Here is a 21,160-nt window from a genome sequence, read left to right on the forward strand (position 1 = left end):
AGTAATGGATGAAAATATTTTCATTGACTAAAAGACACTTACATTAAATAAGGGGGAGTTTTAATGTTTTTTACATTTATAGGAGTAATATCAGCAATTTTATTATTGTGTACAATTATATGTGGTTTATGGATAAAACTTAATAATCGTAATAATGACTCAAATTCTCACTTTACTTTTTCAATACTTTCAATCGCTTTTTCGTTGTTGATTGTGATAGCTTTTTTAGTAAAAAATTAATATCTTTTTTATGATAACTTCTTTACTATTATACTTTCTTTATTATAATAATGTATCTGTTATAATAACTTCCTTACCATTATATTTTCTTTATTATAATAATATCTTTTTTATGATAATTATTTACTATGGTATAGAAATATTTGACTATTTATTACTGTCTTAAAAGTATTTCTCTTGTTTTTTAGTATATTTTAAAATACTTATTTACACTTTTACTTTCACTCTAAAACTCTTGTCCTCTTTTCTATAATACAGTACTCATTGCTTTATAACCTTTTACTTTTATTCTAAATCACCTTACTTTACGATAACAAATACCTATAAACAATCTTCCAAATACTTCCACTAATACAATCAATTTAACTATAATAATAACCTCTCCCCTATCTTTAGGTGCAGGTTCTCCATTTTTCTCAAGTAACCTCTCAAGAAGACTTTCATAAATAGGTTTAGATTTCATAAGTGTAGCCACAATATATGCCACAATCGAAATTACTGATAGTGAAAGCATTTGACTAACAGAACCTGTCATTTCAAAAATCAATATAATTCCAGTCAAAGGGGCACGCACAATAGCTGTAAAATATCCTGCCATAGCCAAAAGTACAAAATTATTGACATAATCTGGATTCATTCCAAAAACTTTAACGCCTACCATTCCAAATATTCCACCCATAAACGCTCCTAAAACAAGCAGTGGAAAAAAGATTCCCCCTGGTGCACCTGACCCAAAACTGACAGCCGAAAATATAAAACGTATAACAAAAATCAAAACAACCATTCCAAAAATATATTCATTACTTGTAAGTGCTTCAACTAAATTGTGTCCACTTCCCAACACTTCGGGCATTACAAACCCAAGAATACCAGCCATTATAAATGGAATCAACAGTTTTCCAAATGTACCGATTTTAGGAATCTTCTTATATAAAGAAAAGATTAATATAATCAATCTCACTTGATTTAACTCCACCCTCATTACATGCAATCAAAATATCCTTACAAACTGATTTTCCTGTAAGGTCTCTACTATTGATACTTTCTATGTATTGCCCTATTACTTACAAAAGTGTTTCGCTAGCAGTAGACACTTAATTTATACTAATACTCCACAATTTATATAATTATTATTCATATAGTTACTTGTTTTTACTGACAAATTTAAGTAACAAAATAATCCATTTGAATAACAAAAAATAAGAGATAAAGGCAATCTATTTAAGCCTTTACCTCTTATTTTTACTGTTTTATTAGAACTGATGTTTACACTCTGTAAATTCGTAAACATCCATTAGTGCTTCACCAAATCTTTGATAGTGTACTACTTCCCTTTGACCTAAGAATTTCAATATATCTTTTAAATCAGGGTCATCAGTTAAATTTATTAATTGATAGTACGTAGCCAATGCTTTTTGTTCAGCAGCCATATCCTCATGTAAATCCGTTACCGAATCGCCAAAGACATTAATATAACTTGTAGTAAAGTTTACTCCATTAGAATCTACTGGCTGAAGACCATGTCCAAAAGTAGCATAATTACTTCCAAGCCCAGCAGCTTTAAGTTCTTCTGGAGTACAATTACCTATTAATTGATATAACATTGAAGAAATTATCTCAACATGAGCCATTTCTTCTGTACCTATATCAGTTAAAAGTGCGCGAGATTTTCCAGTTGGCATAGTATATCTTTGTTGAAGATATCTAGTTGCAGCTGCCAGCTCACCATTAGGTCCTCCCAACTGAGTCATGATATATTTTGCCATTCTAGGGTCTGCTTGTCTTATGTTAACTGGATGTTCCAGTGTTTTTTGATAAATCCACATATTATCTTACTCCTCCTTAATATATATTAATAATAAATTTAATTTTAATATTGTATAATTTTATTTATAAAATGATTTATCCCATGGCCAAGGTTCAGATATCCATGACCAAGGATATTCACTTGATTCATACCCAAAATTAGTTAATGCTCCATATCTAGACTCATAATCACATACAGCTTGTGTAAATTTATCGCAGTATCTGTTGTATGAATCAAGTGCCTTCTTATCCTTTGGATTATTGTCTAAATATAAATTTAATTCTATACAAGCAAATTGATATTCTGAAATTTTCTCTAAAAGCTCTCTTCTATTTAATGACATTAGTACATGTTACCCCCTTTTTTAGCTCTAACTCTGTTTTTAGGATTTGCATATAGCCAATCATTATAGTTATTTGACTCTATTAAATCGAGTTCAGGAAATAAAGTACCTCTTTTTAATGCTGTTTTTGGATTGTATGTGTCATTGTAAATTTGACGATTAATGTATGGTCTAGCAAATTCACAACAATAATCTTGTCTATCATCTTTTAAATATCCCATTAATTATCCTCCTTAATTTTTAGAATTTTGAAATAGTATTGTTTTAAAAATTGTATACTGATTCTATATTATAAGCAGTAGTTTTAATAGACCTCTAATAAAATTAAATGAGTATCTTTTTTGTTCTTATGTTATTCTTAAAAATTGGTGTAATTAAACTAATCTTTTATAAATATCTATTTGAAATAATTAATATAGAGTTTATACAATTTTTTATTACTTAATTACTATTTACTATATATTATTCATTTTTAGATAAAATGTGATTGTATTTTATCTAAATCAATATAAATATACAATTTAATACTATTTTTGCTTATTAATAAATTGATATTAAAATATTTTAAGTTATATTATTTAATTTAATTTAAAAATATAGCCTTAACACCTCTATATTCATATAGCTTCTCAATACTTGTACATTTATAAATTCTCTTAATAGCTATACAAAAATAAAAAAAGAATAGGATATTTTTCCTACTCTTTTCTCTATATTTATACATAATATTAAAAGCATTCATTTTTAATATATATTTTTGATTTTCTTTTTATTTTAATATATATTTTTCTTTTAATAAATCTCTTTAATTTTCTTATTCTATATCAGAACCAAAAGGAATCCATGCATTACCAAACTCTTTATCTTTAAATAAATAAGCTAATCCAGTTATTTGCTTCAACCTAAGAATTTCATCAATTTCCATACCGAGATGCTTTGATATCCATTCATCAGATTTTCCAATTTCACAAAGTTCAGTTATAATTTTGCTCATTAAATCTACATTATGAGAACCCCTTGCACGATTGTGTCGAATAGTACTTGCCATTCTTTCTTCAATAGATTTATCAATTACTGAAACAGGAAGAAGTCCATTTTCTCTATCATATATATCCTCATTTTCAAGCATTATTCTATAACGATGAAAACCATCTACAATAACATACTTGTCTTTTTCCTGATTATAATAACAAACAATTGGCATTGTATAACCATCTTCTTTTATACTTTTGTACAACAACTGCATTTCTGGTGGGGCTACTGCATTTGGATTATAGTCGTTAGATTCTATTTTTTCAATTGGTACTGCGATGATTCCATATACAGGACTTTTATATTCCATAGTATCTTAACTCCTATCTAATGGATTTTTTCATATTTTTTCTTAATATATTCTGTTCTAACTTTTTGTTCTTTTGTAGGACCAAATCCCATAAACTTACACATATGGTCATTTTTTAAAATACAATAACACATTCTTTTCCAACTTGGTATATCTTTGGTAAATTTAATATCATCTGTATCATCAGGTATATCATCCAAAAATATGACCCTACTCTTTTTATCTTTTGTATGATTTGAAACTCCATTTAACTCTATTTTATAACCTTTTCTCATCAATTCATGTATAACGATTTCTGGCAAACCACCTCCTGTATTATGCCAAAAATCAATAGATGTTGAAAATTTTTTAATATAGCTATTTCTTATATTTTCAGGTAAGGTATCAAGCAAAAAATAGGTAAAACTTTTCCAGGTATGCCCATATGGTAACTTAACACTACGATATCCCATCGCTTTTGTTTTTCCATAAATAGAAGTAAAATTAGCTCCTTGTACTCTAGCAACCAATTTCACCCATACCTTTGGGTCTAATACCCTATATAAATTTAAACTCTCTTTAGCTGAATCATTAAAAGGTGATGCTACTCTCATTTTTCTTGGAGCTACTCCAGCTTTATAGAATAAATCATAAATTTTATTGTAATCATAGTTAAATTTATAGTTGGCTAGCCAGACATCTTCTATCTCCCAATCATATATAGGTGATGCTGTCCAGACATTTTTAAATTCCTTCGTTATCCAGCACTTTCCTTTATATCCATGCTGTTTATTTACAATAGAACAATAACGTTGTAGAGATTCTGATGCTCTCGTTCCTAATAAGCAAACAACTTTTGCACCTTCGTGTATATCTCTAATCCACCTACCAAATTGTTTTGCCAAACTTTCTTGTCTCATTTTATATTTATAGTAAGTAAAAGGATTATTTTTTTGATTTATTATGTATTCTTTGACTGGCATTTCTCTTACCCATAAATCTTCTTTCTCATCATCCCATGGATACCAAAACATTTCATAATTTCCTACAGCAGTTCTTGTAGCCATTGGTAAACACACCCAATATGGTTCAATATCTTCAATATTATCCTCAAATACTTTTTCAACATATTCAGTAGTCATACTATATTGAGCCTCAAAATCTTGATGAAATACTCCTATTTTGGAACTTATATTATTCTTTCTCTTATAATCCAAAACTAAATTTAGCAGTAAACCACTATCTTTTCCTCCGCTAAAAGATACATAGATATAATCAAATTCATTGAAAAGATAAGAAAGTCTTTCTTGAAAAGCTTCAAATACATCGGATTCTAAATATCTCTTATCCATTTGAATTCTCCCCTTTCAATTAGAAGTTTATAAAACCTTACAATGCAATATTATTATGCTTTTTTAGCAGTAATCAGCATAAATTATACATTATTTAAATACACAAATCCAACTAAACACGTATAATTATAATATAATTATACTTTTGTATTATAAACTATATTTTATCATTATTTTACATTTTTTTCCAATATATATAAATATCATATTTTTCTATAATCCAAGACTAACTACTTTATATTTACATATTAGTCTAATAAAACATAAAAACTTGACATACTATTGTCATAATTACTTTGCTATACTCAAAAGTAAAAACGGAGGTAAATTTTAATGTATGAACGTATGCTTGATAAAAGCAATAAACCTTGCTTGTCTCAAATAATAGAATACATAGGTAAAGATGGATATGCACGCTTGTGTAAGTTGGAAACTTACCTGGAAACTCAATATAATTTATCAAGAGAACTTCGATTTCCTTTTGGAAATAATTATGGTTGGGGTTACAAATATAGCCATAAATCTTTTCATTTATTTTATGCTTTTTTTGAAAAAGGTGCATTTACTGTTATGATTCAGATAGGCGATAGGCAAGTTCCATCAGTAGAAAAAATACTAGTTGCTTTAACACCAAAAGCTAAAGAACTTTGGGTCAATCGTTATCCTTGTGGCAATAATGGAGGTTAGATTAAGTATCGTATTTTAGAAGATGCAGACTTACTTGACATTATTCAGTATATAAGAGCAAAAAAAGCTCCACCTAAACAAAATTAACTTTTATTTTTTGTCATTTAAATGTAGTATATATAAATTCAATTCTTGCCATACTAAAAAAATATAAAAAGTATCTACTAATATATCTTATCTGATTTTTTACAGATAAGTAAAAAATTTTATCACAATTAAGGAGTAACTAAACAAACCGATAAATCCAAATTTGTTTATTCTTTTTTATTGGAATTTTTGATAACAGTCCCTATACATATGCCAATTATCATTCCAAAAACTAAACCATAACACATTTGGATACCTACATTTCCTTTAGAAATACCCATAGCACAACCTATAGCCACTCCAAGTATCATACCTACAAACATACATATAATAACCGAATTGTTGTTTTTATTCATAGTTCTTCTCCATAACTTCATCTACTATTATTCCTTTAGCATTTGCATATTGTCTAAGAAACTCCACTTGACTTTTCAAATCATCTTTTAAATCTTCTTCTTCGACAGCCCTAAATTTTGACCATCCACCAACAAAAAGACTCATATAAAAAACCTCCTTTATGTATATATTTATTTATCCATATAGTAGTACTAATTTTCTTAATATTCAATATATTCTGTGTAACTGGTCGATAAAAATGCATAACTGGATAAATAATCAATAAAAACAATATTTTAAAACAATTTTCTATAATATATTTCAAAAAATTAGTAATTCTATTAGAGTAAAACATTCAAAAAATTCATTAAAATAAGTATATCAATTTATATATTTTAAACTTATGCTCAACCATTAATTAAAAATAGTTTAATTATCTATTACTTATTATTATGATTATAAAAACCTTATTTAATAATGAAATATTTCTATTACAAAATTTAGTTAAGATTGATTAAGTAAAAATATTTGTGAAACAACCTAAATTTTACAGATAATAAGATTATTCTACAATACGATATACACCTTGTTCTTAAAATTTGATAAATAGAATAATGGATATTTTCACTTATTATACTTAGAAAATATCCATTACTTAACTTAATTTATTTAAAATCACATAAAAACTTTATTATTTTTTATATTGCTCTTAATTATACTCAAATATCACTCTTTTAATACAAATATAACATTTTTCAACCTTTGTAAAGAATTCTTAAAAATATTTGAAAAAGCTTCTGCAAAATTTTCAACATCACCTTTTTTTAAATACACAAGTATCTCCAAACATACATCAAAACGTGTTTTCAAAATTTCATTATACTCTTTACGAAAGAATCTCTCTAAATAAATTCCAAATATCATATATTGTTTTAAATGCAAAAATGTTTCTTGCAATACGTAAATTTGTGTATAATCTACTATCTTACAAAGTAAAACAAAGTCGGGATAAACCTTACACTCTTCAAAATTATTTTGTAAATATCTTAAGTGAGCTTCTATATCCTCAACATCTATGTAATCTATCTTCTCCTTTAATAAAAGGACTACATCCTCAAGAGTAATCGTAACAAATTCTATAGCATCTAAAAGCAAATTCAATCTTTTAGACCCTTCTTCTGTCTTTATATAATAATCATCATACTCAGAAAAAAGGGTTATATACGTTCCCTTGCCATTAATCGTTTTAGCAATTCCCCATTCATTTAATTTATTATACGCATTTCTAACTGTTGGAAGAGATACACTATATTTATTAATTACCGAAGTAATTGATGGCAGACAATCTCCTATTTTAAGACTTCCTTCAAAAACCTGACAAATTATATCTGAAACAATTAAATCATATAAATAACTATTTTCTAATGATACAGAATTAAAATTATTTGCATATCTACCTTCTGGAACATAATTTTTTATCATCTTAAGTGTAGATTCTCTGCAGTTTTCATACATACAGGTTAATGACTCCTTGAATTTAATGAAATCCCCATTCAGTGCATATGAATAAATTTTTCTTATTTGTTCTATATACTTATTACTAAAAAAATCTACATAACAGTCATCCAAGTTATCGACACTATAAACCATTTTTGAAATCATAGCATCATACTGAATAATATCACAAAAATATTTAATAAGAGAATTATTTGTTTTACTTATTAGTTTCTCTATATATTTTATCCTCTGTTTTCTAAAAACAAAATAGTCAGAACTATCCTCTGTTATACAATCAGTAATCTCATGTAATTCTTGAAAATCTTTAGTTGTAAATCTTTTGATATTGTACACAGCGATAGAAGGAAATATCAAGCTAAAAATCTGATACATCTCTGATACTTGCAAAATCCTCTCATATGATAATTCAGATTCTATTGATTTTTTAGTGTTGTTGATTAAAACTGGTCTACACCCAACCTTTGTTTCTATAAATCCCTTTTCTGACAACATTTTTATTACTTTTTTTATAGTATTTCTTGATACCATATACTCTTTGGACATATTTTGGATGGAATCAAGTCTATCTCCAACAGTAATCTTACCAGTGTAAATTTGTTGAATTATATGTTCAAAAATAATTAGATATTGTGGTTTTTTTTTCATATTTTTCCTCTTTGATAAATTAGATTTATTGCCTTTCATAAACTAGATTTATTTTTATTTAACAAATTAAAGTAGTTGCTTATTTTTTCTTCATAATCTATAATTAATATAAACCATTTATATATATGGTCTAAGTTTTATAATACCATAATACAGTAAAATAGCATATTATATATGACTATAATAAATTAACATGTTATTGTAGTAAATTAATTAGAACAATTTTAAGTGTTTTAAAACTTCAATGAATATATATTTTTTTTTAGATATTATTTATGTTTGCTAATAGAATAACTTTACTTAATTTTACACAATAAATCATATGATACTTAAAATATATAATTATGATACTTGCTATATAAAATTATAGGGATACTCTTTAAACTCTATCTAGCACAAAATATATACAATAAAAAAGAAGGTATCCATATAAGCTCTTTATATGTACCTAAAGAAAAGATGTAAAATCGAGTATATAAAATTTACTCCATTTTAAGTAAATACAATATCATTTTAAAAGAGGATATACTATGAAATACCATATTTTTTTAATCATAACTATTATATTAATAATTGAACTCTGCAATATCTACATATACAAGGTAGCATCTTTTGGAAACAAGAGTATAGCTGTACATAAGAACTATAAATACATATTTATAGTAAAACCATTAACTTTTTTGACAATAATGTTTACAGAATTACCATTACCACTATTTTATATATTGTTTTACATAGTAAGTCACAAATTGCTTTTAATGAACAAAAAAAAATCTAATAGCAATCGTTTTATTCCTAATATAGCAGTAATAAGTTTTTGTATTTTACACCTTATTACTCTAAGTATAATATCTCTTGTTGAAAATACAAGTCTAGATACTATGTTTATAAATAGGACCTATAAGTTAACTAGCATTTTAATTGCTTCTATTTTAGATTTTATCTTATGGTACTCTATAGATAAACTAAAAGAGCACATTTACATAATAACTAAAAATCAAATAGAATTCAGTCTATTTTTAAAGTTTATTTGGTTCACTTTAGGCTATATATTATTTGATAGTGTACAGGTTACATTTTCACCACCAAGTTCTCTAACTTCCTATTTTATAATTGGAAGTAACTTATTATTAACCTTACAACTGATTATATTCATCAATCATATATATTCCATTGAAAAAAACATTTATTTAGAAAAAGAACATAATAGACTAGAAATGATAAAGCAAGAACAGTTATTAAAAGTCAATTTATTAAAGAAAAAAGCTAACATTGACGAATTAACATCAGCATATACTCGAAAATTTGCTTTTGAAAAAATACAGTCTTACATTGATAATAGCTTATTATTTTCATTGGTATATATCGATTTGGACAAATTAAAGACAATAAATGATACATATGGACATTTAGCTGGAGATAATTATATTATTAACTTCTCAAGTATAGTTATTGAAAATTTAAGAACAGACGATATATTTGCTAGAATAGGAGGAGATGAGTTTATAGTTATTATGCCTAAATCTAATGAAAACACAACAAAAGAATTTATGGAGAAAATACGTAAAATTATGGATAATAAGATATCTTTTAGCTATGGTATTGTGGAAGTTCCTAGCGAAAATAAAATGACTATAGAAGAAATTATTAATATTGCAGATGTTAGAATGTACACTGATAAACAAAATAATCATAGAAGGAACAGTAACTAAAATGGATATGTATATAAGCTTACTTATAATTTTACTATGTTTTTCATCTTATTATCTTTATCATTATAATTTTTTTAAATATCTAGACATTGTGATTAGTAAATCTAAAAACAAATATAAAGTATACGTTATATATTCTCTATTTAATTATTTAATCTTTATTATTTGTACTTATTTAAGATTACATCTAATTACAAATTGGACAATTTTTATGTTGGTTTTATTCATACAAATTAAAATAACTTACAAACTCCCCATCATAAAAAACCTTTTTTATTCACTAAACTGCTCTATCATTAGTTTAGCAATAAACATATTTTTTAGGTCTTTAATGTCAATAGTATTAGACATGCCAGCATATTTATTTGATAGTAATTCTATTACAAATATTTACAGAATGTTTTCTATATCATTTAGTTTTATAGTTACAGGGCTATATTTCTGTTATAAAAATCATAAAAATAATCAGATTAGCTTTGAAACAGTTTTAGAAGACAAAAAAAATCTGATTTTTTTATTGAGCCTTATGTTTGTAATGTACTTGTATCTATGTTTGAGTCTATCAATATATTATACTGTTGAAAATGTCTTGATTTCAAAATTATATGGAATCAAGTCTGCCATAATAGTTTTGGTAGGTAACTATATTGCAGAAAGATATAGCTTTAGAATTACTCAAATAAAAAGTTACGATAGTAAAAACCAAATAGAATATGTAGAAAGCTTAAAAACAGAATATGAAATTAATAAATTGAATGATATTGTATATACAGATTTACTGACAGGCTTCTACAATAGACCTTTTGTAAACCAAAAATTATCAGAATGGACATCAAATCACTACAAATTTACTTTATGTTTTGCTGATTTAAACAGCTTAAAACTTGTAAATGATAAATTTGGACATCAATTTGGTGATAAATACATATCCACTACTGCACAAATAGTAAAAAAACTTATAAATATAGAAAATTCCTTACTATTTAGGTATGGTGGAGATGAATTTGTATTCCTTTTACAGAATACAAGTTGTATAGAAGCAGAAAAAATAATGATTAATATCAATTATGAATTATCAAATTTAAGTAATACTTACGAGTATCCTTATGCTCTTTCCATAAGCTATGGGTTAGTTGAGTGGGATGGAATATCTGATATTGAAACTTTAATATCAGAGGCAGATTCTTTGATGTATGAAAATAAGCTTAAAAATAAATCTACTTTAAACTAGGTAATTTAGATATTCTATAAAATATATGTTATAAGGGAGTCCTAGGAATGTCAAAAAGTACAGATTTTGCAAATATTGAATATAGTTTATTAATGAATGCACTAGATGTAAGCGTTAGTAAACACCTATTAGATGAACACTTTACTGTTGTTTGGGCTAATGACCGATATTATGAAATGTTTGGTTATACAAAAGAAGAATACGAAACTCTATTTCATAATCAATGTGACCTTTTTTACAAGGATAATCCAGAAGATTGGAATGAACTTGTAGATATTGTAGTAAAAACGTTTTCTACTGGAGCAAAAAAATATGATTCTGTTTGTCGTATGAAACATCGCAGTGGAAAAAACTTTGGATAAAGTTATTTGGATTTTTAACAGGAGAAATAGTTGATGGATACCCTATTTCATATTCTGTTATGGTTGATATTACAGAACAAATGATGATTAAAATAGAACAAACTTTTACATAAGAAAATACCCACCAAGCTATGGTTTTTCTTACTGCTGTTCGGTGGGTATTAGTAGTATTATGAAATCTAAAAACTTTAAGTATTACTACTTCCGCTAACGCAATCACAAAGGTTGAAAGCTTCAAAGCGAAAATAGGCTTTTTACTCATCAAACGTCACCGTACCTGCCAACCCGTCCACCGTTATCATTTGTCCGCTCTTAATAGTTCGTGTGGCAATGTGTGTAGCCATAACGGCTGGGATGCCATATTCACGTGCGACAATGCTTGAATGGCTAAGAGGACCACCAATGTCCGTTACAATCGCACTTGCAGATGAAAATAATGGTGTCCATGCTGGAGTTGTGGTAACTGCAACCAAAACACTTCCAGGTTGAAAGCTTTCAAAATCTGCTGGACTATTCAGTACACAAGCTGGAGCCGTCACAACACCAGTACTGGTACCAATGCCCGTCAACACAATTTTCCCATCTTTCTGCTTCTGTAGTGCTTGTGATATAGTTTTTTTGTTTTTCTCTGGCAACTTGGATGGTGACACATAACCCATGTATTTTTTAAGTTCAGATTTTCGAACAGGTATTAACCCGTTCATATCAGATAGAGACTTATTTTTATCCAACTGTTCTATAAGTGCCTCCAATTCCGATTTTGTGAGCCAATAAATATCATCTAAATGTGAAATAGCTCCTCCTCGTATGAATCGTTCTGAGATTTCCTGAAACATACAGCGAATCAGAGGATGCCCCATTCCCATCAAATAAATAGCATTTTCACGCATAGGAGAGGTTTCCTGCGCCCAATGGAGCAACTTAAAAAATAGTTTTTTACGCAATCCACCTATGTGTTGTAAAATCTCTTCTTCTGCATGTTTTCTACGCTTTTCAAACGTGGTCTGGCGTAAAAAAGGACTTTCCCCTTTTCCTTCCACAAATGTTTTTACGGATTCAAAAGTTGTTGTAAGTGTCTCCTGTGGTGTGGAATACGCAAAATCAAATTCATAAGCAGTACGACCAAACTCTTTAAAGTACTTATTGATTCGATTTTTCCATTCTATCCATACTTCCTGTGAAACTCCAACAGGCACAACTGAAGACATGAAATCTTCTGCTATCTTTATTGCAGGACTGTTTTGCAGATAAAGGTTGATGCTGTTATTTTGCTTTACCCATTCTGAAAGACCCCACAACTCCTTTTCCGATTGCAGAGCAATCGTATCAAACCCAAGCAGGAAAACGGAAGTATCCGTTATACCAGCACGGCGAACTGCTCCTTGAAATAATTTTGTAAATAATGTTTCACTGATAGAAGCAGCAGGCAACGTAAGCTGAATCCTTGTGAAATAAATACATGCGGCATAAAATATTGTCTGAATACCCTCCATAATTTGATGGGCGTTCATCGTATGCAGGGGCTTTTCTTCCCATTGTTTAATAGCATCCTCATATCCTTTTCGTGCCGTTTCCCAGCGTGCAACGCTGTTCATAAGTGTCCTACGTAAAGAGCGTGGGGAAAGGGATTTGATAGCAATCAAAAGTGGCTTTGATTTAGCAGAAAGATAAACATATCCATTAATAACCGTGTATGCCCCGTTTTTTGGCAGTAGTTTTTTCGCACTTTTACCAAACATATCTATCCATAAAAGCTCCGATGCACGGTTTACGATTTCAAGACCTAGCGTGGCGAACAAAGGTGTAACAGGATTTGGTAAGTGTTCTGCCAAACTTCCCTTTGTGTATACAACATCCTGTTCTGGCAATACCCATTCCGGTGGCAGAACAGTAATTGGACGAGCCTGAACAATGTACAATTTATCTTTTTCCAGTGCCCACTCTACATCCATAGGCATTTGATAATACTTCTCAATTTTCTTTCCAAGCTGTATCAGTTGCATTACCTGATTACGAGTAAGAGCATATTTTTTTCTTAACCTTTCAGGAACCATGGTTTCTTCTGTTCCTTCTGAAGTACGAACCGTCATAATCTCTTTATTTGCCACTTCATACGATATAATTCGTTCGGAGTCCTTATCCACTACGATTGTATCGGGTGTAACTAAGCTAGAAACCACCGCTTCACCAAGCCCCCATGCAGCGTTAATAATCATTTCGCTACGTCTACCATTGATTGGGTTTAACGTAAACATAATACCAGATGAATCGGAAAATGCAAGCTTTTGTACTACAACAGCAAGTGCGACAATCTCGTGCTTTATATTATTCTTCACACGATAAGCAATAGCACGAGCTGTCCATAAGGAAGCCCAGCATCTCTTTACAGCGTCAATAACTTTATCTTCACCTTGTATGTTAAGATAAGTTTCCTGCTGACCTGCAAAAGAAGCGTCAGGTAAATCTTCAGCAGTCGCAGATGAACGGACAGCCACCGATATGTTCCCTAATCCGGCATAAGCCGTTTTAATTGCGTCCGACACTTCCTGTGGCATTTCTCCATTATGGAAAAGCACCCCTATTTTCTTAGATACATCTTCAAGTTGGCTGGTATTATTGGAATCAATACCATCTAGCAGTTTATTAATTCGAGACTGAATATGGTTCGTCTCAACAAAAATCTGGTATGAAGCAGTCGTAACATGAAAACCGTCTGGCACAGGGATGCCTGCTGTCAATAGTTTTGATAAAGACATTCCTTTTCCACCAACAATTTCAATGGTTGCTTGTTTATGTTCCAGTGGCAAGACATAATAAATCATAATCATTCACCTCCATCATTCATAATCCCGTGCAGAAATATATTCATTGTTTCATCCAACATTTTTTCCGAACTATCTGATGGTCGGGACGTGTAGCTGATTGATAACATGGAGTTAATTAACAAACGTGTCACAAGAGCGGTATCCGTTTTGCGAAAGATACCTGTGGTCACACCATTATCAATTACCGATTTTATAATATCTTGATATGCATAACGAGCATCTTTAAGTCTCTTTCGATACTCTTCTTCTAAATAATCAGATTCTGTATTTAACCACATCAGTACAGTTCTATACTGCTCTGGAAATCTAAGATGATTAAGCATGATTTTTCTAAGGCACTGTTGTGGCGAAGGTTCACCATCAATAATCCTATGAACTTGTTGGATAGTTTTTTCTATTTCTTTCTCAACTGCGTATACAACAATCTCGTCTTTCGTTTTGAAAAAATCGTATAGACTTGACTTTCCCATGTTGGCTAAAACTGCAATTTCTCTCATTGATGTTTTTTTGAATCCATTTTCAGCCATGAGACTCAAAGCAACAGCAACTATTTTTTCTCGGCGTTCTGCTTGTTGTTCGGGTGTAAGCACAATTCCTTTTGGCATAAGGCGATACCTCCTTTTAGCGACCACTGGTCGTTTCTTTTTTATTTATCATACAGCGACCATCGGTCACTTGTCAAGGTTAATTTTTTCCATTGTATATGGTACTCGAGATAAAAATGTTCATTTTAGAAATTGCTCTATTTAAGTAGAAATAGGCTTCATCATTAGAAAACAAGACTATAAATTTAAGATATTTATCATGTTCAAATTTCATCAATCTCAAAGTTTAAGATATTTATTAAAAAATAATTACTAAGAAATAGCATATAAAAATTCAAAAAGGAGTTGAACTTAAAATTCAATTACAAAAAATCAAATTTAAGACAACTCCTTTATTTTTTATTTCTATTATTCTTTATCTCTATTTATTACAACTCTCTAACATTTACCACTACTGCCTTAGGTCTAGTCATAGCCTCAATTGAATACTTAACACCTTGAGTTCCCATACCAGATGCCTTTACACCTAAAAATGGGAAGTGGTCTGGACCTCTTTCAGTCTTATTATTTATTTGAACAGTACCAACTTCAAGTTTATCAGCTATATAAAACGCCCTATCAATATCACTTGTAAATACTGATGATTGAAGCCCATACTCTGATTGGTTAGCAATTTCAATTGCTTGATTCATATCTTTAACTCTTATAATTGGAAGTACTGGGCCAAATGGTTCTTCCCAAGCAATCTTCATATCAACATTTACATTATCTAACAACGTTGGATAGAATAAATTATTTTTTCTAACATTACCTGTTATTAACTTTGCTCCTTTATGTAATGCGTCATCAACTAACCCTTGAACAAAATCGGTTGCTTTATTATCTATAAGAGGTGTGATAACTACTTCATCCATTGGATTTCCAATTGTCAACTTCTCTACTAATGGCTTTATTTTTTCCACTAATTTGTCAGCTACACTCTCTTGTACTAGAATTCTCTTTACTGCTGTACATCTTTGCCCTGAATATGAATATGCTCCAGATACTATATTTTTAGCTGCAAAATCTAAGTCTGCATCTTCTAATACTATAGCTGCATCTTTTCCACCAAGTTCCAATAATAATGGCACCATTCCAGATATTTTAGATATATGCTGACCAACTTCAGTACTACCAGTAAAGTTAATAAAATTAATTCCTTTATGTGTTACAACATAATCCCCTATCTCACTACCCCTACCTGTAATAGTATTAAGTACTCCATCTGGTATCCCAGCTTTTCTCATAATTTCTACTACATGAAGTGCACTAATAGCCCCTTGTGTAGCAGGTTTTAATACAACTGCATTTCCACCAATAAGTGCTGGTGCAATCTTTGACATTGATAAATTTACAGGATAATTAAAAGGAGATATAGCTAAAACAGTACCTAATGGAACTCTCGATACATATGACATCTTATTTCTTGTTCCACCAGGAAAGTTATCGCCACTAATAGCTTCACCTTCCATATTTTTTCCTACATCTGCTGTATATCTTAAAAAATCTGCTGTTCTCTCAACCTCTGCCCTTGCAGATTTTATGTCTTTGGCTATTTCAAGTACCAGTATATTAGCTATTTCATCTATATTTTCTAACAGTAAATCAGCAGCCTTATGAAATATATTAGCTCTCTTGTATACAGGCATTTCAGCCCATACCTTTATACTCTCTTTTGTATTTTGGATAACTTCATCTACTTCATGTTTTGTCATAGATTGTACTTTACCAACAAGAGAATTATCTATTGGTGAGTAAATTTCTATTGGTTTTCTTGAATTAGATTCTACCCATTTTCCATTTATTAAATTTTTATATACATTTTCTTTTGTTCTAAGTTCATTAAACATATTTTTATTCCTCTCTCTGATATAACTTTGTGTATTTAAATTATAGCCATTTATTCGTTATGTAAACATTTCTTTTTCTTATAAACGTTTACCTAGAAAAATTTTTTAGAGTTAACGTTTTTTCTACATTTTTCTATTTTGATAACATGCTCGCTTGAAACTTATTCAAATCAAATTTTAATACAAGTCTCATAAATATTCCTCTATATCTAAGGAAGGTTAATATGAGTGAATTAATATAAAAATAAAAGATATAGTTTACAGAATAAATGATAAACTGAATATCACACAAAACTTGTAGACCCTAGTAGTTATATCATGTCGCTTTACTCTATGTTGTCTACAATAGTTTCTATATTTCTAATAATATTAGGTATTAAAATTAAAAAAATCCTTATAGTAATTGCTATTACAACAATTATTGTAAATGTTTTAATAATCTTAGATAGGTAGGTGTATATATGGTAAAATCCTTGAAGACTTTTAATAAAAATTTTAACTTGATGGTATTAGGTCAAATAATATCATTATTTGGTGCATCAATACTTAAATTTGCTTTGTCTTTATACATACTTGATATAACTGGCAAAGCAGAAATATTTGCTACTATACTAGCAGTATCTTCAATCCCAATTATAATATTCTCCCCTATTGGTGGAGCTATTGCTGATATATTCAATAGAAGAAACTTAATGGTTATTTTTGATTTTTCAAGTAGTATTACAGTGTTAGTCTTAGTAATCTTTTTATTTAATAATAGTGGCTCAATATTGCTTGTAGGAATTATTATGACCATATTATCAGTTATAAGCACAATGTACCAACCAACAGTTCAGTCAAGTACACCCATGTTAGTCGATAGTGAACATTTAATGAATGCAAATGGTATTGTAGCAGGAGTTGCATCCCTTACAAATATCGCAGGACCTGTATTGGGAGGTGTTTTGTATGGTATAGTTGGGATTAATGCAATTGTAGTTATCAGTTGTATAAGTTTCTTTATATCTGCAATTATGGAGATATTTATACAAATTCCTTTTATTAAACAAGAGCAAACTAGCAATATTATAAAAACTATATTTACTGATATAAAAGTTGGTATTATTCATATGTGCAAAGAAAATAGGTTTATATTAAAAATACTTTTTTTAGCCATAGCAATAAATTTATTTTTAAGCTCTATGTTAATCGTAGGCATCCCCTATATAGTAAAAATAACTATGGGAGCTAGTAACTTCTTATACGGTCTAGCAGAAGGGGCAATCTCTTTTAGTTCACTAATAGCTGCTGTGAGCATAGGTGTTTTCTCAAAATACCTAAAAATCACTAATTTGCATATTTCCTTTATAATATGTGCACTTATGTTTATACCAATGGCATTTTCAGTCTATCCATTTATGTTAAATACAGGATTTCCAGTTCCGTTTTTAATCTTTATTGTTTCCTCTATGCTAATATTTTTTACAACTACTCTTGCCTCAATATATGTTATAACAATCACACAATTAAAAACTCCAAATGAACTCTTAGGAAAGGTAATGTCAATTCTTTTTGCAGGAACAGCAATTGCAATGCCCCTTGGTCAGGTTATGTATGGTAAACTTTTTGATTTATTATCAGATAGAGTGTACATTATTATACTAGGAGTTGGATTTATTACGTTACTTATAGCATTTGTATCAAAGATAACATTAAGGAACGAAAAGCTTTAAATACAAAGAATTCAGATATAAAAATTTAATTTTCACTAATTTCTGAATTCAAATACAAAATTGTGTATCAGTGTGTTGACGTTTTGGAAATTGATTGATATAATCAATAAAAAATAAACTTTATAAAAATTCAAAATATTCAGCTAGAGGAGTGATAAAAATGAGTTACATGCCAACTTTAGAACAAGCATGGGAAATATTAAAAAAATACAATAAGGAAGAATTTCATATAAGACATGCTCAAATTGTCTCTGGTGTTATGAGATACTATGCAAAGGAGTATGACCCTGAAAGAGTAGAATTTTGGGAAATCGTTGGACTTTTACATGACTTAGATTTTGAAATGTATCCTGATGAACATTGTGTTAAACAAAGAGAACTAATGACAGAGCTTGATTTAGATAAATCAATAATAGATTCTACTGTAAGTCATGGATATGGATTAACTGGTTCAGATGTTAAGCCAGAACAATTCATGGAGAAAGTATTGTTTGCTGTAGATGAACTTACTGGTTTAATTGGTGCAGCTGCAATAATGCGTCCTTCAAAAAGTGTTTCTGATTTAGAATTAAAATCTGTTAAAAAGAAATTTAAAGATAAGTCATTTGCTGCTGGCTGTTCTCGAGATGTTATAAGAAGCGGTGCAGAGATGCTTGGCTGGGAACTTGATAAACTTATCCAAACAACTATAGAAGCTATGAGAAGCTTAATTCCAGAAATGGCAATATAGCCCCTCATACATATACCATAGAAGTTACATCTTTGAAGAGCATTTCTCCTTTTGATGCAACTTCTTTTTATATTTTGCACAATAAAAATCTTAAAATTTTGAACTCATTACTTAATACTTCAAACTCACTACTTAATACTTCAAACTCATTATATGTAAAATCTGTAATAAGTACAACAAATAATATATAATTTATAATAAGTATAAACCCTCTGACTTTAAAAATTTCTCATAAATAATAAATAATTTCAATCTGAACATGTCATTATAGGATTTCATTACATACATTAAATTACATGATTGACTGCTTTCTTCACATTTCTGAGTGGTATAGCAATTTTAACTATAAACTTTTTATTATCATATTCAATTACAACATTGCCACCATACTTATTTACAGCGTTTTTTATACTTTTTATTCCAAGCCCATGAAGAGAACCTTTTTTATCTGTCATAATATCTCCATTTTTATTAGTAATGACTTTATTGACCTTAGTATTTTCCACTCTTATTAGATAAAAATTTTGCATAACATCACCTTTAATACAAATTGCTCTATTACCATTATCAATTTTATTACATGCTTCAATTGCATTATCTAAAATATTTGAAAATATATGACATACATCAACTAATTCAATAGCTTCACAACAACTAAAATTTATTCCTATTTTTAGTTCTATATTATTTTTATCACAGATTTCTTTCTTTTCACTTAATATGGTGTCTAATATAAAATTACCAGTATTAAATAATAACTCATTACTCTGGACTTCCACTTGTAAATTATTTAAATATGAAGTAACATCAATTCCTTTTTTAACCATGGCATTTATACACAATATATGATTTTTCATATCATGATTTAATAATCTAGTTTTTAAATATTTCTTTTCTATATCTTCATAATACTCATTCTCACATTTCAAAATATTTTTAATCATATTATTTTCTACAACTAAAGTATTATATTGCTGTAATTTCTTAGCAATTAAAATTAAGATTATACTTGATATAAGTAATACAACAGAAATCATAATGAATTGACAATTATGAATTAATCTTCCTGATTCTGAATTAAATATGTATTTAAAAATGACAAAAAAAGATGCTATATTAGCGACTATGGGGATAATTATATAAAATAATGACTTTTTATTTATTTCTATATTCCATTTTATCTTTAGTGCTCTATACAAAAACAAAGTTAAAATCAAAAGTATCTTTCCCAATACAATAGACTCAATCCTGTATATATCTCCTGTCACCATCTTGCTCATGTTATCTATAGAATTAAACCAAACTGTTAAAGATATACTTAAGGCATCTGTAGCAATTAGTAACATCCAGTAGATTAGAGATATTAATACAGACTTCATAATCCTCACATCATATGAGATTTTGTAAAATACAATAGTAATTATCACAGATATAATTACTCTTATATTTGGATGTACATCAAAAAAATAAACTATATTAGCAAAAACAACAATCCCTACTATATACAGGTTTATTTTTCTATTAGAAATCTTTTTCTCACTTGTATAGTCTAGCATTTTCTTACAAAGAAACCATTCTATCATAAAGGGTATCACAATGAAAATATTCCAAAATAAGCTTGACTTTATCATAATACTTTCTCCTAATGTATTAATAAATTATTTTTTTATATTTTACGTATAATTTAATTATATACGACTCTACATGTGTAGTAAATAGATTGTCAAAATTATTCCAAATAAGTCCATATTTCTTTTCTTTTTTAATTATATCACTAAATTTACTAAATTGAGCCAAACGTTATATCGCTTTTTTCAT

The 21,160-nt window shown here is 28.7% G+C and carries 19 protein-coding genes and 1 pseudogene; 7 read left to right on the forward strand and 13 right to left on the reverse strand.

All coding sequences use genetic code 11. The features are described 5' to 3' along the window. Positions 1-63 precede the first annotated feature (63 nt). Entirely contained in the window at positions 64-240 is a 177-nt protein-coding gene (locus tag KGF42_RS05815) for a hypothetical protein (RefSeq protein ID WP_227823232.1), read from the forward strand. Between the two features lie 295 nt (positions 241-535). Here the strand turns inward: KGF42_RS05815 and KGF42_RS05820 are convergent, their stop codons facing one another. The 6 genes from KGF42_RS05820 to KGF42_RS05845 form a co-directional block, all read right to left on the reverse strand. Next, positions 536-1,201, reverse strand: coding sequence for a chloride channel protein (locus KGF42_RS05820; RefSeq protein ID WP_227825961.1), 666 nt, complete (start codon positions 1,199-1,201; stop codon positions 536-538). Between the two features lie 292 nt (positions 1,202-1,493). Continuing rightward, on the reverse strand, positions 1,494-2,066 hold the full coding sequence (locus KGF42_RS05825; RefSeq protein ID WP_054272542.1) for a manganese catalase family protein: 573 nt from the start codon (positions 2,064-2,066) through the stop codon (positions 1,494-1,496). A 60-nt stretch (positions 2,067-2,126) separates the two neighbouring features. Beyond that, positions 2,127-2,390, reverse strand: a complete 264-nt coding sequence (locus KGF42_RS05830; protein ID WP_227823230.1) for a spore coat protein CotJB — start codon at positions 2,388-2,390, stop codon at positions 2,127-2,129. After that, a complete protein-coding gene (locus KGF42_RS05835) occupies positions 2,390-2,611 on the reverse strand; it encodes a spore coat associated protein CotJA (protein WP_054272540.1) in 222 nt (73 codons plus the stop codon). The genes KGF42_RS05830 and KGF42_RS05835 overlap by 1 nt, the downstream gene beginning before the upstream one ends. 593 nt (positions 2,612-3,204) lie before the next feature. Further along, the gene (locus KGF42_RS05840; protein WP_227823229.1) at positions 3,205-3,732 is read right to left on the reverse strand and encodes an IbrB-like domain-containing protein; all 528 of its coding nucleotides are present in this window, start codon (positions 3,730-3,732) and stop codon (positions 3,205-3,207) included. A gap of 17 nt (positions 3,733-3,749) precedes the next feature. Next, entirely contained in the window at positions 3,750-5,063 is a 1,314-nt protein-coding gene (locus KGF42_RS05845) for a DUF3440 domain-containing protein (protein WP_227823228.1), read from the reverse strand. A gap of 333 nt (positions 5,064-5,396) precedes the next feature. Between KGF42_RS05845 and KGF42_RS05850 the strand changes: the two genes are divergently transcribed. Continuing rightward, the gene (locus KGF42_RS05850) at positions 5,397-5,750 is read left to right on the forward strand and encodes a DUF3788 domain-containing protein (protein ID WP_227823227.1); all 354 of its coding nucleotides are present in this window, start codon (positions 5,397-5,399) and stop codon (positions 5,748-5,750) included. A 254-nt stretch (positions 5,751-6,004) separates the two neighbouring features. On the opposite strand, the gene KGF42_RS05855 is transcribed toward KGF42_RS05850, so the two are convergent. The 3 genes and pseudogenes from KGF42_RS05855 to KGF42_RS05865 form a co-directional block, all read right to left on the reverse strand. Further along, positions 6,005-6,193: a hypothetical protein gene (locus KGF42_RS05855; RefSeq protein ID WP_227825962.1), complete on the reverse strand. Its 189-nt coding sequence runs from the start codon at positions 6,191-6,193 to the stop codon at positions 6,005-6,007. Between the two features lie 7 nt (positions 6,194-6,200). Then, positions 6,201-6,284 (reverse strand): annotated as a pseudogene (locus KGF42_RS05860) (IS607 family transposase); the annotation flags it as partial. 615 nt (positions 6,285-6,899) lie between these two features. After that, on the reverse strand, positions 6,900-8,336 hold the full coding sequence (locus KGF42_RS05865) for a GntR family transcriptional regulator (RefSeq protein ID WP_227823003.1): 1,437 nt from the start codon (positions 8,334-8,336) through the stop codon (positions 6,900-6,902). A gap of 530 nt (positions 8,337-8,866) precedes the next feature. Here KGF42_RS05865 and KGF42_RS05870 point away from each other — a divergent pair. From KGF42_RS05870 to KGF42_RS05880, 3 genes are all read left to right on the forward strand, one after another. Next, positions 8,867-10,048, forward strand: a complete 1,182-nt coding sequence (locus KGF42_RS05870; RefSeq protein WP_227823004.1) for a GGDEF domain-containing protein — start codon at positions 8,867-8,869, stop codon at positions 10,046-10,048. A 331-nt stretch (positions 10,049-10,379) separates the two neighbouring features. Beyond that, positions 10,380-11,279, forward strand: coding sequence for a GGDEF domain-containing protein (locus KGF42_RS05875; protein ID WP_227823005.1), 900 nt, complete (start codon positions 10,380-10,382; stop codon positions 11,277-11,279). Positions 11,280-11,326: 47 nt separating this feature from the next. Continuing rightward, positions 11,327-11,641, forward strand: coding sequence for a PAS domain-containing protein (locus KGF42_RS05880; RefSeq protein ID WP_227823006.1), 315 nt, complete (start codon positions 11,327-11,329; stop codon positions 11,639-11,641). 254 nt (positions 11,642-11,895) lie between these two features. Here the strand turns inward: KGF42_RS05880 and KGF42_RS05885 are convergent, their stop codons facing one another. The 3 genes from KGF42_RS05885 to KGF42_RS05895 all read right to left on the reverse strand — a co-directional run bounded on the left by KGF42_RS05885 (position 11,896) and on the right by KGF42_RS05895 (position 16,900). Beyond that, positions 11,896-14,463, reverse strand: a complete 2,568-nt coding sequence (locus KGF42_RS05885) for a PEP/pyruvate-binding domain-containing protein (RefSeq protein WP_227825963.1) — start codon at positions 14,461-14,463, stop codon at positions 11,896-11,898. A 2-nt stretch (positions 14,464-14,465) separates the two neighbouring features. Then, entirely contained in the window at positions 14,466-15,071 is a 606-nt protein-coding gene (locus KGF42_RS05890; protein WP_107594109.1) for a TetR/AcrR family transcriptional regulator, read from the reverse strand. A gap of 368 nt (positions 15,072-15,439) precedes the next feature. Further along, entirely contained in the window at positions 15,440-16,900 is a 1,461-nt protein-coding gene (locus tag KGF42_RS05895) for an NADP-dependent glyceraldehyde-3-phosphate dehydrogenase (protein WP_227823010.1), read from the reverse strand. A gap of 461 nt (positions 16,901-17,361) precedes the next feature. Here KGF42_RS05895 and KGF42_RS05900 point away from each other — a divergent pair, with 461 nt between their 5' ends. Further along, the gene (locus KGF42_RS05900; protein ID WP_227823011.1) at positions 17,362-18,612 is read left to right on the forward strand and encodes an MFS transporter; all 1,251 of its coding nucleotides are present in this window, start codon (positions 17,362-17,364) and stop codon (positions 18,610-18,612) included. A gap of 160 nt (positions 18,613-18,772) precedes the next feature. Continuing rightward, the gene (locus KGF42_RS05905) at positions 18,773-19,342 is read left to right on the forward strand and encodes a hydrolase (protein WP_107594114.1); all 570 of its coding nucleotides are present in this window, start codon (positions 18,773-18,775) and stop codon (positions 19,340-19,342) included. A gap of 287 nt (positions 19,343-19,629) precedes the next feature. Here the strand turns inward: KGF42_RS05905 and KGF42_RS05910 are convergent, their stop codons facing one another. Further along, positions 19,630-20,973, reverse strand: coding sequence for a sensor histidine kinase (locus KGF42_RS05910; RefSeq protein ID WP_227823012.1), 1,344 nt, complete (start codon positions 20,971-20,973; stop codon positions 19,630-19,632). Positions 20,974-21,160 lie beyond the last annotated feature (187 nt).

This window comes from Clostridioides sp. ZZV15-6383 (assembly GCF_020657735.1).
GTDB classification, from domain to species: Bacteria; Bacillota; Clostridia; order Peptostreptococcales; family Peptostreptococcaceae; genus Clostridioides; species Clostridioides difficile_D.

Excerpts from the sequence above, each read along its gene's own strand:
- KGF42_RS05815 (WP_227823232.1), top strand. The coding sequence starts at position 64 with ATGTTTTTTACATTTATAGGAGTAATATCAGCAATTTTATTATTGTGT.
- KGF42_RS05825 (WP_054272542.1), bottom strand. The coding sequence starts at position 2,066 with ATGTGGATTTATCAAAAAACACTGGAACATCCAGTTAACATAAGACAA.
- KGF42_RS05830 (WP_227823230.1), bottom strand. The coding sequence starts at position 2,390 with ATGTCATTAAATAGAAGAGAGCTTTTAGAGAAAATTTCAGAATATCAA.
- KGF42_RS05835 (WP_054272540.1), bottom strand. The coding sequence starts at position 2,611 with ATGGGATATTTAAAAGATGATAGACAAGATTATTGTTGTGAATTTGCT.
- KGF42_RS05840 (WP_227823229.1), bottom strand. The coding sequence starts at position 3,732 with ATGGAATATAAAAGTCCTGTATATGGAATCATCGCAGTACCAATTGAA.
- KGF42_RS05845 (WP_227823228.1), bottom strand. The coding sequence starts at position 5,063 with ATGGATAAGAGATATTTAGAATCCGATGTATTTGAAGCTTTTCAAGAA.
- KGF42_RS05850 (WP_227823227.1), top strand. The coding sequence starts at position 5,397 with ATGTATGAACGTATGCTTGATAAAAGCAATAAACCTTGCTTGTCTCAA.
- KGF42_RS05855 (WP_227825962.1), bottom strand. The coding sequence starts at position 6,193 with ATGAATAAAAACAACAATTCGGTTATTATATGTATGTTTGTAGGTATG.
- KGF42_RS05865 (WP_227823003.1), bottom strand. The coding sequence starts at position 8,336 with ATGAAAAAAAAACCACAATATCTAATTATTTTTGAACATATAATTCAA.
- KGF42_RS05870 (WP_227823004.1), top strand. The coding sequence starts at position 8,867 with ATGAAATACCATATTTTTTTAATCATAACTATTATATTAATAATTGAA.
- KGF42_RS05875 (WP_227823005.1), top strand. The coding sequence starts at position 10,380 with ATGTCAATAGTATTAGACATGCCAGCATATTTATTTGATAGTAATTCT.
- KGF42_RS05880 (WP_227823006.1), top strand. The coding sequence starts at position 11,327 with ATGTCAAAAAGTACAGATTTTGCAAATATTGAATATAGTTTATTAATG.
- KGF42_RS05885 (WP_227825963.1), bottom strand. The coding sequence starts at position 14,463 with ATGATTTATTATGTCTTGCCACTGGAACATAAACAAGCAACCATTGAA.
- KGF42_RS05890 (WP_107594109.1), bottom strand. The coding sequence starts at position 15,071 with ATGCCAAAAGGAATTGTGCTTACACCCGAACAACAAGCAGAACGCCGA.
- KGF42_RS05895 (WP_227823010.1), bottom strand. The coding sequence starts at position 16,900 with ATGTTTAATGAACTTAGAACAAAAGAAAATGTATATAAAAATTTAATA.
- KGF42_RS05900 (WP_227823011.1), top strand. The coding sequence starts at position 17,362 with ATGGTAAAATCCTTGAAGACTTTTAATAAAAATTTTAACTTGATGGTA.
- KGF42_RS05905 (WP_107594114.1), top strand. The coding sequence starts at position 18,773 with ATGAGTTACATGCCAACTTTAGAACAAGCATGGGAAATATTAAAAAAA.
- KGF42_RS05910 (WP_227823012.1), bottom strand. The coding sequence starts at position 20,973 with ATGATAAAGTCAAGCTTATTTTGGAATATTTTCATTGTGATACCCTTT.